The sequence below is a fragment of the Enterobacter sp. CP102 genome, from assembly GCF_025152625.1.
Classification (GTDB): domain Bacteria; phylum Pseudomonadota; class Gammaproteobacteria; order Enterobacterales; family Enterobacteriaceae; genus Enterobacter; species Enterobacter soli.
Map to the genome: position 1 here is coordinate 2,877,825 of NZ_CP104014.1, position 13,255 is coordinate 2,891,079.

At 48.6% G+C, this 13,255-nt stretch carries 12 protein-coding genes, 3 tRNA genes and 1 pseudogene; 8 read left to right on the plus strand and 8 right to left on the minus strand.

Features of this window, described 5'->3' with window-relative positions; genetic code table 11:
- Positions 1-34: 34 nt before the first annotated feature.
- Positions 35-1,246: a tyrosine transporter TyrP gene (tyrP, locus tag N1249_RS13655; protein WP_259830063.1), complete on the plus strand. Its 1,212-nt coding sequence runs from the start codon at positions 35-37 to the stop codon at positions 1,244-1,246.
- 33 nt (positions 1,247-1,279) lie between these two features.
- Here tyrP and N1249_RS13660 read toward each other — a convergent pair whose 3' ends face one another.
- The gene (locus N1249_RS13660) at positions 1,280-1,948 is read right to left on the minus strand and encodes a YecA family protein (RefSeq protein ID WP_166715919.1); all 669 of its coding nucleotides are present in this window, start codon (positions 1,946-1,948) and stop codon (positions 1,280-1,282) included.
- Between the two features lie 418 nt (positions 1,949-2,366).
- Here N1249_RS13660 and N1249_RS13665 point away from each other — a divergent pair, with 418 nt between their 5' ends.
- The 7 genes and pseudogenes from N1249_RS13665 to N1249_RS13695 all read left to right on the plus strand — a co-directional run bounded on the left by N1249_RS13665 (position 2,367) and on the right by N1249_RS13695 (position 10,362).
- A complete protein-coding gene (locus tag N1249_RS13665; protein ID WP_014070741.1) occupies positions 2,367-3,488 on the plus strand; it encodes a branched-chain amino acid ABC transporter substrate-binding protein in 1,122 nt (373 codons plus the stop codon).
- Positions 3,489-3,586: 98 nt separating this feature from the next.
- Positions 3,587-4,501 carry an ABC transporter permease subunit gene (locus N1249_RS13670; protein ID WP_257273406.1) on the plus strand — a complete coding sequence of 305 codons (915 nt, stop codon included), beginning with the start codon at positions 3,587-3,589 and terminating at the stop codon, positions 4,499-4,501.
- Positions 4,502-4,512: 11 nt separating this feature from the next.
- Positions 4,513-5,802 carry a high-affinity branched-chain amino acid ABC transporter permease LivM gene (gene livM / locus N1249_RS13675; protein WP_259830065.1) on the plus strand — a complete coding sequence of 430 codons (1,290 nt, stop codon included), beginning with the start codon at positions 4,513-4,515 and terminating at the stop codon, positions 5,800-5,802.
- A complete protein-coding gene (locus tag N1249_RS13680) occupies positions 5,799-6,674 on the plus strand; it encodes an ATP-binding cassette domain-containing protein (RefSeq protein WP_259830067.1) in 876 nt (291 codons plus the stop codon). Before livM ends, N1249_RS13680 begins: the two co-directional genes overlap by 4 nt.
- Complete coding sequence (locus N1249_RS13685) at positions 6,671-7,387, plus strand: ABC transporter ATP-binding protein (protein ID WP_259830069.1); 717 nt, start codon at positions 6,671-6,673, stop codon at positions 7,385-7,387. Before N1249_RS13680 ends, N1249_RS13685 begins: the two co-directional genes overlap by 4 nt.
- Positions 7,388-8,226: 839 nt before the next feature.
- Entirely contained in the window at positions 8,227-9,363 is a 1,137-nt protein-coding gene (locus N1249_RS13690) for a glycosyltransferase (RefSeq protein ID WP_259830071.1), read from the plus strand.
- A 756-nt stretch (positions 9,364-10,119) separates the two neighbouring features.
- A pseudogene (locus N1249_RS13695) lies at positions 10,120-10,362 on the plus strand (DinI-like family protein).
- A gap of 88 nt (positions 10,363-10,450) precedes the next feature.
- On the opposite strand, the gene N1249_RS23275 reads toward N1249_RS13695, so the two are convergent.
- The 7 genes from N1249_RS23275 to pgsA form a co-directional block, all read right to left on the minus strand.
- Positions 10,451-10,798 carry an acyltransferase family protein gene (locus N1249_RS23275; RefSeq protein ID WP_409193142.1) on the minus strand — a complete coding sequence of 116 codons (348 nt, stop codon included), beginning with the start codon at positions 10,796-10,798 and terminating at the stop codon, positions 10,451-10,453.
- Positions 10,799-10,851: 53 nt separating this feature from the next.
- Complete coding sequence (locus N1249_RS23280) at positions 10,852-11,421, minus strand: acyltransferase family protein (RefSeq protein ID WP_409193143.1); 570 nt, start codon at positions 11,419-11,421, stop codon at positions 10,852-10,854.
- 17 nt (positions 11,422-11,438) lie between these two features.
- On the minus strand, positions 11,439-11,819 hold the full coding sequence (locus N1249_RS13700; protein ID WP_259830072.1) for a hypothetical protein: 381 nt from the start codon (positions 11,817-11,819) through the stop codon (positions 11,439-11,441).
- 385 nt (positions 11,820-12,204) lie between these two features.
- Positions 12,205-12,291 (minus strand) — tRNA-Leu (locus N1249_RS13710).
- 11 nt (positions 12,292-12,302) lie between these two features.
- Positions 12,303-12,376 (minus strand) — tRNA-Cys (locus tag N1249_RS13715).
- A gap of 51 nt (positions 12,377-12,427) precedes the next feature.
- A tRNA-Gly gene (locus tag N1249_RS13720) sits at positions 12,428-12,503 on the minus strand.
- A 152-nt stretch (positions 12,504-12,655) separates the two neighbouring features.
- Positions 12,656-13,204 (minus strand): CDP-diacylglycerol--glycerol-3-phosphate 3-phosphatidyltransferase, encoded by a 549-nt coding sequence (pgsA, locus tag N1249_RS13725; protein WP_217186416.1) that lies wholly within the window; start codon positions 13,202-13,204, stop codon positions 12,656-12,658.
- Positions 13,205-13,255: the final 51 nt, after the last annotated feature.

Genomic DNA, 13,255 nt, shown 5'->3' on the forward strand with positions numbered 1-13,255 from the left:
TTTGTCGCGATGTAAGTTCGTTGTAGAGGAAAGCGTGAAAAACAGAACCCTGGGAAGTATTTTTATCGTCGCTGGCACCACAATTGGCGCAGGAATGCTGGCCATGCCGCTGGCGGCGGCTGGTGTCGGATTCAGCGTTACGCTGATATTGCTGGTCTGCCTGTGGGCATTGATGTGCTACACCGCGTTATTACTGCTTGAAGTGTACCAGCACGTTCCTGCTGATACCGGCCTGGGGTCACTTGCGGCGCGCTACCTGGGCCGCTACGGCCAGTGGATCACCGGGTTTAGCATGATGTTCCTGATGTATGCCCTGACCGCGGCCTACATCAGCGGTGCCGGAGAACTTATCGCCTCCAGCGTCAACGACTGGTTCGGTACCGGCATCACACCGGCCACCGGGGCTATTTGCTTTGCGCTTATCGGCGGCGGTGTTGTTTGTGTGGGCACATCGCTGGTCGATCTGTTCAACCGTTTTCTGTTCAGCGCCAAAATTCTGTTTCTGATAGTGATGCTGGTTTTACTGGCACCGCATGTTCACAAGGTTAACCTGCTGACGCTGCCGCTGGAAAAAGGGCTGGCGCTTTCCGCTATTCCGGTGATTTTCACTTCGTTTGGTTTCCACGGTAGCGTGCCAAGTATCGTCAGCTATATGAATGGTGATATCCGCAAGCTGCGCCGCGTCTTTATGATTGGTAGCGCCATTCCGCTGATTGCCTATATTTTCTGGCAGCTGGTGACGCTGGGCAGTATTGACTCTTCAACCTTTGTGGGCCTGATGGCCGAGCATTCGGGTCTGAACGGTTTCCTGGTAGCATTGCGCGACGTGGTGACCTCTTCCCACGTTGAGCTGGCGATGCATCTGTTTGCTGACCTGGCGCTGGCGACATCGTTCCTCGGCGTGGCGCTGGGCCTGTTTGACTACCTGGCCGATCTGTTCCAGCGTCGTAACACCGCTGGCGGGCGTTTACAGACGGGGGCGATTACCTTCCTGCCACCGCTGGCGTTTGCGCTGTTTTATCCGCGTGGTTTTGTGATGGCGCTGGGTTATGCCGGCGTGGCGTTATCCGTCCTTGCCCTGCTGCTGCCTTCCCTGCTGGCATGGAAAAGCCGTCAGCAGCATCCTGAACAAGGCTACCGCGTTGCAGGCGGTAAACCGCTGCTGTGTATTGTGTTTGCCTGCGGCGTGGTGATTATTCTGGTGCAGTTTTTGATTGCAGCAGGGTTGCTGCCGGAAGTGGGTTAATAAAAAAGGGGCTACTCGTAGCCCCTTTTTTTATCAGTGCAGACAGCAGCTTTTAAACTTCTTGCCGCTACCGCACGGACACGGATCGTTGCGCCCAACTTTCGCGCCATTCACGACCGGTTTTTGTGCGACAGGCTGCTGCGGATTCTCGACCCAGTAGTTATACAGGCGCAACGCCGCAGGCTGGATGCCTTCAATACTGGCGGTGTATTCCTCTTCGGTCAGTTCATCCAGCTTATCGCTGTTCTCTTCTGTACCGTGCAGGGCAATCACATCCAGATCCGCTTTCAGCTCTTCCGGCAAAGATGACCAGTCGGTCAGCGCCACACCGCGCATGTAGCCGTAGCACCACTCTTCAACTACCGTGTAGCTCTGGCCATCCACATCGTTGTAACCAAACATCGGTTCAAACTGATCCGGGTATTCGCTCAGGCGCTCGGCAATATCGTTCATATGCTTAAAGCAAAGGTCGATAAAGCGGTTCATTTCGCGATCGTTTTTCCAGCGTGGGATATATTTCTCGCCACCCCAGACCGCCACCAGCCATGCATCGGGTTCAACCACAACAGGGCCAGAAAGGACTGCGGTGAGCATACCGTCCAGTTCAGACACGTCGATAACTGACGCATCTTCATGCCCGTAAGAGATTAATGTCTCTTCCAGCCACGCCATTTCGCCTTCATTTAATGGGCCTTCCGTCATCGCTGACACTCCTGATAAAAAAAGGAAAAGATCCTGGCATATATCGCACGCCATGCCTATCTGAAGTTTAGGTCTTTATTGGTGCAAAAAAGTACAAACCGTGACCCTTGCACAACTTATGGGCATTCTTGTTAACGAGATGTGATCTCCGCTGTAATTTCATTGCGTCCCGCAAGGCGGCGTAAAACGGCACTCTATACTCAAACATGTCGCAACCCGGTCAATGGGTTAACAATTCTGGCAACTATTTTGCTTGTTGTTTTGCGCGCGAATTTTGCGCAAGGAACCCTCGCCGTAATAAGCAGGATGTTGTTGGGTTTAGTGCATTTTGTTCTCGTTTTTGTTTTTGGATTGGCAACGCCGTCGGGCGTTCGGGCTTTAACCTCGTGCAAAAACCTCTTCGCTAAGGAACATAATAATGTCGCTGAAATTTATCAGAAGTCCTCTTTCTCTTGTGCTGGCAGGTTGTCTGGTGACCGCATTCTCCGCCCAGGCGGATATTGTTATTGGTGTCGCCGGGCCGTTCACAGGCCCAAATGCCACGTATGGCGATCAGTACTGGCATGGTGCCACACAGGCAGCAGAAGACATTAACGCCGCAGGAGGGATCAACGGTGAGAAAATTAAACTGGTTCAGGGCGATGATGCCTGCGAGCCTAAACAGGCCGTTGCAGTTGCTAACCGTTTAGTCGATCAGGATAAAGTCAAAGCCGTTATTGGCCATTTCTGCTCTTCCTCAACCATGCCCGCCTCAGAGGTGTATAGCGATGCGGGAATTATCGCCATCACCCCGGGTTCGACCAACCCGCTTATCACTGAACGCGGCATGAGCGATATGTTCCGCATGTGCGGACGCGATGACCAGCAGGGCCAGGTTGCCAGCGATTTCATCATCGACAAACTGAAAGCTAAACGGGTCGTCATCATTCACGATAAAGATACCTACGGTCAGGGGCTGGCGGATGCCACCAAAGCCGCGCTGGCGAAACGCGGCGTCCAGGACGTGATGTACGAAGGCTTATCGCGCGGTGAAAAAGACTTTAATGCCCTGGTCACCAAAATTGGCGCGCAGAAGCCAGACGTGGTCTTCTTCGGCGGCTGTCACCCGGAAGCCGGCCCGCTGGTGCGCCAGATGCGTGAGCAAGGCGTACAGGCCAAGTTCTTCTCTGGCGACTGTATCGTCAATGAAGAGATGGTGACCGCCGCAGGTGGGCCGCAATACACCAACGGTATCTATATGACCTTCGGTAAAGATCCTCGCCTTATCCCGGATGGCAAAGCCGTTATCGAGAAATTCCGTGCAGGCAAATTTGAACCTGAAGGTTACACCCTTTACTCGTATGCCTCTGTGCAGGCCATCGCTGCGGCATTCAAAGCAACCGGTGGTACGGATTCTGCCAAAGCCAGCGAATGGCTAAAAGCCAACCCGGTTGAAACGGTAATGGGCAAAAAAGCCTGGGACAGCAAAGGCGACCTGAAAGTGTCTGACTACGTTGTCTATCAGTGGGATGACAAAGGTAAATATAAGGAAGTTCAGTAACAGGACGGAGTCACGCTCAACGCCGGCGGGTCTTCTGCCGGCGCGAAATAAACATCAGGCTGCGCGGTTCGCGCGGCCTTTATAAAGAGCGCGCTAAAATGAGTACATTCTTCCTGCAACAATTAATCAATGGCTTAACGCTCGGTTCTGTCTATGGATTGATCGCCATTGGTTACACCATGGTTTATGGCATTATCGGCATGATTAACTTCGCTCATGGCGAGGTGTATATGATCTCGGCCTATCTCTGCGCCATCGGCCTGGCGCTGCTGTCGTTCTTCGGTTTGCAGTCATTCCCCCTGCTCATTCTCGGCACACTGGTCTTTACCATTGTGGTGACGGGCGTGTATGGCTGGACGATAGAGCGCATTGCGTATAAACCGCTACGCAACTCCACCCGTTTAGCACCGCTGATTTCCGCCATCGGGATGTCGCTTATCCTGCAAAACTACGCGCAAATCAGCCAGGGACCGCGCCAGCAAGGGGTTCCGACCATGCTTGATGGCGTGCTCCGCTTCCATCTGGGTGACGGCTTTGTGCAGATAACCTATACCAAAGTCTTTATCCTGGTCGCCTCGTTCCTGGGGATGTTGCTGCTGACCTGGATAATCAGCAATACCCGCTTAGGGCGCATGTGCCGCGCGGTTCAGCAGGATCGCAAAATGGCCTCGATCCTCGGGATCAATACCGACAGGATCATCTCCCTGGTGTTTGTGATTGGCGCGGCGATGGCCGGCCTTGCCGGGGTGTTGATCACTATGAACTACGGCACTTTTGATTTTTACGCCGGGTTTGTGATTGGTATTAAGGCCTTTACCGCTGCGGTGCTGGGGGGAATCGGCTCATTACCGGGCGCCATGCTCGGCGGGTTGATCCTCGGCGTTGCCGAAGCGCAGTTCTCCGGTATGGTGAATTCGGATTATAAGGACGTATTCTCGTTTGGGTTACTGGTGGTCATCCTGATTTTCCGCCCGCAGGGACTGCTTGGCCGCCCTGTCGTGGCCAAAGTGTGAGGGAGAATGGCATGACATCACACGCTGTTTCGTCTGACGGTTTCTCACTTAAGCGTTGCATCCTGGACGCGATCTTCTCAGGCATGGTTGCCCTCATCATTTTCGGCCCGATTGTGGGCGTTGTACTGGATGGCTACAGCTTTAACTTTGCCGGGGTCAGGCTGGCGTGGATTGTCGCCATCGTCATGGTCGGACGGTTTATGCTCAGCGCCTTTTTGGGTACTCATACCGGGATGCGTTTCTTGTCCCGCTTTGAAGCGGATAACGCGGGCGTTTATGTTCGCCCGGCAGATTATAAAAGCCGGATGCGCTGGATTATTCCGCTGGTTATCGCGCTGGCCGTCTGTTTCCCCTTTGTTGCCACTAAGTACGTGTTGACGGTTGCCATTCTGGGACTGATTTACGTATTGCTCGGACTTGGACTGAATATTGTGGTGGGTCTGGCCGGGTTGCTGGATTTGGGATATGTCGCCTTTTATGCCATTGGCGCTTACGGCCTGGCGCTGGGATATCAGTATCTGGGATTGGGTTTCTGGTCCATGCTGCCGCTTGCCGCGCTGATGGCCGCCGCCGCAGGCGCCTTGCTGGGCTTCCCGGTATTGCGAATGCATGGGGATTACCTGGCGATTGTGACGCTGGGCTTTGGCGAGATTATCCGCCTGATCCTCAACAACTGGCTGTCGTTCACCGGCGGCCCGAATGGTATTTCCGCCCCGCCTCCGACCTTTTTTGGTCTGGAATTTGGGCGGCGCGCGAAAGAGGGAGGCGTCCCCTTCCATGAATTTTTCCACCTCACCTATAACCCGAACCTGAAGTTTATCTTTATCTATGCGGTCCTCTTCCTGGTCGTGCTGCTGGTGCTGTACATCAAACATCGTCTGACACGGATGCCGATCGGCCGGGCATGGGAAGCGCTGCGCGAAGACGAAATTGCCTGCCGTTCAATGGGGCTAAATCATGTGCTGGTGAAACTCTCGGCCTTTACTCTGGGTGCATCTACCGCAGGAATTGCCGGGGTGTTCTTCGCAACGTATCAGGGCTTTGTAAATCCCACCTCGTTTACCTTCTTTGAGTCGGCGCTGATCCTCGCCATTGTAGTGCTGGGCGGTATGGGCTCGACCGTGGGCGTGGTGCTTGCCGCCTTTGTGCTTACCGTCACGCCGGAGCTGTTGCGCAGCTTTGCGGAGTATCGCGTTCTGTTGTTTGGCATGTTGATGGTGGTCATGATGATCTGGCGACCGCGCGGCCTGATCCGTATTAACCGCAGCGGTTTTGCCGTGCGTAAGGGAGTCGCGCCATGAACGGAACGATCTTAAGCGTTGAACATCTGATGATGCATTTTGGCGGTATCAAGGCGTTGAACGATGTGAATCTGGAGGTACAACGCGGTTCGATAACCGCCCTGATTGGGCCGAACGGTGCGGGGAAAACCACGGTCTTTAACTGCCTGACCGGATTCTATAAGGCATCCGGCGGCAACATTATGTTCAACACCCGCAGTAAGACCACCAATGTGATTCAGGTGCTGGGGCAAAAATTCCAGCCGGGCGACTGGATAAACCCGGCGCAGCTGGGCCAGCGTCTTTTTTACAAGATGTTCGGCGGGACACACCTGGTGAACCGCGCCGGGCTTGCCCGCACGTTTCAAAATATTCGGCTATTCCGGGAGATGTCGGTGGTGGAAAACCTGCTGGTGGCGCAGCACATGCAGGTAAACCGTAATCTGATTGCCGGAGTGCTGAATACCCCTGCGTATCGCCGGGCAGAAAGTGCAGCCCTGGACCGGGCCTTTTACTGGCTGGAGGTGGTGGATCTGGTGGATTGCGCCAACCGGCTGGCGGGCGAGATGTCCTACGGGCAGCAGCGTCGCCTGGAAATTGCACGTGCCATGTGTACCGGGCCGGAGATGATTTGCCTGGACGAACCTGCCGCCGGGCTGAACCCGGTAGAAACCCGCACGCTCAGTAAAATCATCCGCTTCCTGCGCGATCATCACCAGATAACGGTGCTGCTGATTGAACATGATATGGGGATGGTGATGGAGATTTCGGACCACATTATTGTGCTCGACCACGGTGATGTCATTGCCCAGGGAAAACCCGCGCAGATCCAGCACGACGAAAAAGTGATTGCCGCTTATCTGGGCACCGATGAGAGCGAGGTCAATATATGAGCGAGGCAATGCTGGAGTTTCGTGAAGTGGATGTGTTCTACGGCGTGATCCAGGCGTTAAAACAGGTTTCCTTGCAGGTTAATCAAGGGGAAACCGTGGCGTTGATTGGCGCGAACGGCGCGGGGAAATCCACCCTGCTGATGTCTATTTTCGGCCAGCCGCGCATTCGCAAGGGGCAAATCCTGTTTTGCGGGGATGATATCAGCCACCAGTCGACGCACTTTGTTGCCTCCGGCGGCATTGCGCAGGCTCCGGAAGGACGGCGTATTTTTCCTGATATGACGGTGGAGGAAAATCTGTTGATGGGGACTATCCCCATTGGCAACCAGTATGCCGCACAGGATATGCAAAGCATGTTTGATCTGTTCCCGCGCCTGAAGGAGCGCCGCAAACAGCGCGCGATGACCATGTCCGGCGGGGAGCAACAAATGCTGGCCATCGCCCGGGCACTAATGAGCCGGCCAAAACTGTTACTGCTGGATGAACCGAGCCTCGGTCTGGCCCCCATTGTGGTGAAACAGATTTTCCAGACCCTGCGCGAGCTGGCCCGCAACGGGATGACCATTTTTCTGGTGGAGCAAAATGCGCATCACGCGCTGAAGCTCTCTGACCGCGGGTACGTGATGGTCAACGGGCAAATCCGCCTTAGCGGAACGGGTGAAGAATTATTGGGTAATCAGGAGGTCAGGAAAGCGTATCTTGGCGGGACGTAGCGATGCCCCATCAATCCCTGACTGAAGGTCAAGGCATCCACTAAACCATGATCGCTGGGCCTTACTCACCTACATTACGATTTTCACCCAAATCACCTCGCTCGAGGCTAGTTTGCAGCTGAGAAAGTTGAGAGGTACTCTGGTGAAGCAATCATTATCATAAGTATCAGCCCCACATTTTTGGAACGTTCCTATAGCACTGAGTCTATGTCATTTAATTTGTGGTTTAAAGCTTACATAAACGTACATCGTTAAGGCGTTTAACATTAGTTAGGGGTTGCATTGTCGAGGCGGGAGGGACAGTAAATCTACTACGCTGACCTTCTCCTACTAAGTAGCAGCCTTACTGATATTTAGACAGGATAGCTATCTTTATTTGCCTTATCTTACGCTCACATATTAGGGCATTGAAAGTTGCAAGCATTTGTATAGGTCACTAACTTTCTGATATTGAAAAAGAATATATTTCAGACACATTAATCCGTGTTCCACTTTTTGATCTGTAACTCGAAAAAACATTAGGTCACATTTTTTGTGAAAAACATATTCCAATAACAGTCACCATATTTTTACGTCCACTTTTTAACCGTCACAACATTTCACACATCGAATATGACGATTAAAAACAAAACATCAATAGGCATTAACAATTTCTAATGCATAGTTAATACCTGTATTGTTAGCTTATCTTTTTCTATAGATACTCGTTGACGGGTATTACCCTCTTCCATTATTAAAGAAAAAACAACATTAAATGAATTGTTTTATCCCAAAGAATTAAAACACCTCCTAACTCATTTGTATTTTTGCATCAGTAATGAATATAGAAAGGACTGGCAATGAAAAAAGTAGCCATATATAGAAATCAATTATTCAAATTATCTGAGACATTTATTGTCAACCAGGCTCTTTCAATTAAAAATTTTGATGTTGAATTTATAGGAAGAGAGGCAATAAATCCCCCTCCCTCTCCTTCTATCCAGTTCAAGGTTAGCACCTCAACTTCTGGTGGTATAGCATCCCGCATTGGGAACGCTTATCAAGCAATAACTATGTCGCAGCGAAAACTTCTGCAACTAACCCAAAATCAGCAGGCTGATATTGTTCATGCTCATTTTGCGGTCGATGGCCTATATGCGCTAAATTACGCCAGAAAGCTGGATATTCCTCTTTTCACTACTTTGCATGGTTTTGACGTCACTACATCCCGAAAACACTTTTTCCTTTCAAAATCCCCTGCCTGGATTAATTACGCTCTTTTTCAGAAAAGACTGATTCAAAATGGCCAGAGGTTTTTGTGCGTATCTGATTATATCAGACAAAAAGCTATTGAGGCTGGATTTCATGAAAACAAAACGCTTACACATAGGATAGGCATTGATGTTGAAAAATATCAACCTAATGGGTTAGAACAAAAGGATAGGACAATTATCCATGTTGGTCGCCTCGTGGAAAAGAAAGGAACGGAAATACTAATTGATGCAATCAACATAATAAAACATCGTCTTGATGGATATCAGTTGCATATTATTGGCGATGGACCATTAAGAAATTATCTGAGTTCAAAAATAAAAGCCCTCAAACTGGATAATCACATTAAATTTCTCGGTGAAATGCCTCATTCTGATGTGATCGACAAGATAAAAACAGCATCCTTTGCTGTCGTCCCCAGCGTAAAAGCAAAATCTGGAGATTGTGAAGGCCTTCCTACGGTCATAATGGAAGCCGCCGCATTTTCCTTACCCGTAATCGGAACCTTCCATTCCGGAATACCTGAAGCCATAATAGACGGAAAAACTGGGTTTCTTGTAAAAGAGAGAGATCCCGTTTCCCTTTCGCACAGAATAATGCAACTAATCGAGTCAGAAAATCTTCAGTCTTCTTTTGGTGCCGCGGGACGAGAATTAATGAAAAGGGAATTCAATCTTGTAACTCAAACAGAAAAACTCGAAAAAATGTATTCCGAATTTTTATAGTTGATATATGTCAGGCGCACAATTTTTTTACCTGGCGCGTCTGACATTTGCATCCATCGTATCACTAACAAATAGTTAAATCTGAGAATAAACATTACCCCATCATCGTTTCTATCTTCGCATAATACTGAATCGGCACGGATAATCTAGACACATCTGAGAGATTAATAATATTGATTTTTATTCTCAATCGATTGCATCTGTTTACTCGAGCCATATCGATGCTAAATATTAAAAAATATCGTTGTAATTAGAAAAATCACCATGCGTTTATTCCCATTACCCAACGCTCATCTGTTGCTCCCGAGTTGAACTGCCCCATACCCGGTTAGCCCCATACTATTGCCGATATCACCTAAGTCGAGATGGAGCTTTCGGTAGCCTTCTAACTCCAGACAAAACTGCTTGATTTGTCCTCTCAACCTCAGGTCTGCCAGATACCGTAGTGAATATGACTGGTGATGCCAAGTGCTCCCCCTCGGATGAACATTCAGCCCCCCCTACAAAGCCGACACCCAAACAGCAATAAGTCTTGTCACTAATAAAGTTGCAGCTACCTCGGACAGTTTTGCGAAGTACGTCGCTCATGTAGCCATTCTGATATTGCTGTATGGCCCCCAACGAATGCAGCTCATATCCCATATGGCTGTGGCATGAGTCGCCCCCTCACTCGTCCATTTACTGTATTCACATACAGTATGTATTTTTAAAACCATAGATCAAGCCAAGACTATTTTCACATTCTAAGTAGAGGTTATGTTAGTAGAACTTGTTTATGACAAACGCAATTTTGGAGGCCTGCAAGGCGCAAAAAGCATCATTCTCGATGAGTTAACAAAGAGGATTGCCCGCGTATTCCCGGATGCGGAAGTTCGCGTTAAACCAATGATGACACTGCCAGCAATCAATATTGATGCGAGTAAGCATTAGAAGGAACAGATAAGTAGGGTTGTGCAGGATATGTTTGAGGAGGCCGAAATGTGGCAGGTATCTGAATGAAGCAAAACTGCCGCAGACTGCCTGATAATGTTGCAGTCTGCGGCAGTTTTGCTAATGGTATTTATTCAGAGTTAGGATCTGACTATTATCACTTAACATATACTCCGTTTAGTTTGTTATATGCTACGGGTATAAATTTTTTAAGAACGTAAAGGATAACTATAGATGAAGAGAAGCTCACAAACAGCTTTAAGAACCCGCTATTCCCAACAACTCCACCGACATCTTTACCAAGATAATATAATATGAAGGGGTGTATTAGATATACACCAAGAGAATAGTCTCTTCCTAACCTAGAGATAATATTATCCTTTACTGTTATATTAACACTCAAGGCAAGAAGAAATATGCTAACCGGAACACAAAACAAAGGGAATTGTCTCTCATTAATATCAGCATTAAACAGCACATTATTTACCCACACCTCTACCAGCATCAGTATAATTCCTACAACAATGATAATAGAAGATTTTTTTATACTTATACCTTCTAATTTTTTGTCACCGCAAGAATGTAGCCTATGTATACCAGTGAGAATGCTATCAATGTTCTGAATGTGTAGAAGTAATACACATTAAAGTGCAGTGATTTTATTACATCGGTAGACCAACATGCCAGTATTAGCAGCACTGATACAGTCATAGACACCAATATATTAACATTCCTTATAAAGTACCCTGTCAGCATTATCCCTAAGATAAGAGCATTTATAAACCACAAATGGAAAAACGTACCGCTGTGCAAAGTATCATTAGATATTATCTTTCCTGCCAACCGTTCAAAATCCCAATTGAAATTCCTATACAAAATAGGAATGTATAATATAGATGAATAAAATAGTATTGATATTAATTTATTAACTTTTTTTTCAACATCAAGGCTTCTTGATAACCCCATGAGATAACCTGATGACAAAAAGAAAAAAGGAAGTGCCCATCTTGATGAAACACGGAAAAAGTCACCGACCGGCTTAGTCACTTCCTGATAATTACCAACGTGTACAACAATAATAAAAAAGCAAGCAAGTAGCTTTGCTGAGTCAAGTGCATTATTTCTCATTGCCAATCACGATACGGTCATGATAAGCAGATCTTACGATAATTTATTATGCCATTCAACCAGTTATCATATCCCTGTGAATACCACAAAAAGCTACTCGTGTAAGTTGTCCCAGTGAATAGATGCTTCCAAATTTTGCTGTTAGCCATAACCATGCCAGAACCGCATGACAGAGACCTGTTTATGTTACGAACGGCAGTCCCATCTTGTGAGACTACCAAAGACATGTCAGCAAAAATGTTATGAATTACTGGCAGGTAGGTCACAATGCCACCGCTATTCATTCCAACATTACTCACACCGTAATCAATATCACCTGGCAGTGTAAGCATTCCGCCAGAAGCAAAAAACATGTTTTCAGTATCAAGGTCAATGGCAGCACAGTTTTTCAGACGCATAGTCAGATTAGACCCTGTAGTCTGTGCAATTCTTGATGGAATGAATGTTGTATTTGGAAAAATGAAACCAGACAACATCAAGCCGGAGCACATTAAAAATGTATATGGATAAGAGAGGGGGATACCTTCAGGAACACGTTCTACGCGTGATGCGTTCAATGCTCAGTGGATGAAGGAAAAGAAGGCCGCAAAAATGCTTCGCAGACCGCAAGATATAACCGCAAAATACCTGTAGTACCGGTGGTCGGGGGGCAGTAATGCCCTCTTCGTCTGGCGAAGTTGAATGGCGAAACAATGGCGAATGGCGAAATTTAGATAATAAAAAAACCACCTTTCGGTGGTTTATACGACACTGCTTATCATTGATTTTATTCTTCTTTTCCCATGGTAGCCGGAGTGGGACTTGAACCCACACAGCGCGAACGCCGAGGGATTTTAAATCCCTTGTGTCTACCGATTCCACCATCCGGCCAGGGAAGAAAGTGGAGGCGCGTTCCGGAGTCGAACCGGACTAGACGGATTTGCAATCCGCTACATAACCGCTTTGCTAACGCGCCTTAATTCTTTTGTCTTTCGACTCACACCCGCAATTGCCGATGCGTTTAATCTGGAGCGGGAAACGAGACTCGAACTCGCGACCCCGACCTTGGCAAGGTCGTGCTCTACCAACTGAGCTATTCCCGCATGTCACCAAGTAATTAACTAATCACTTGATTTCATTATCGTCTGGCTAACTGTGCCGCCGTTCGATGCGTTGCATTCTACTTATATGACGTTTTGAGTCAACGTTATTTTTTGCATCCCTGGATCGTTTGCTGAAATTTACGGCGAAACGATCACTGTTCAAGCAAATCCCCGCGCGCAGCGTTCAGATATTGCAACATTGACCACAATGTCAGAACCGCAGCGACCCACAGTAAACCAATACCCGCCCACTCAACCCATGCGTTTGGACGCCACAGCATCCATACCAGCGCCGCCATTTGCGCCGTTGTTTTGACTTTACCGATCCACGACACAGCCACGCTGCTGCGTTTACCCAGCTCCGCCATCCACTCGCGCAGCGCAGAGATAATAATCTCACGACCAATCATCGTCGCCGCAGGCAGTGTCACCCACCAGGTGTGATAGTGTTCGGCCACCAGCACCATGGCGATAGCCACCATCACTTTATCAGCAACCGGATCAAGGAATGCGCCAAAACGGGTGCTTTGGTTCCAGCGGCGAGCCAGATAACCATCGAACCAGTCGGTGACGGCAGCAACAAGGAAAATCAGTGCACACGCGAAGGGCGACCAGACAACCGGCAGGTAAAACGCCAATACAAAGAACGGGATGAGCACGACGCGAAAAAGAGTGAGCAACGTAGGGATATTAAATCGCATAATGACGGTAACTGTCTGTTGTCAGTAAAATTTAGCTCTATGTTGCTACAG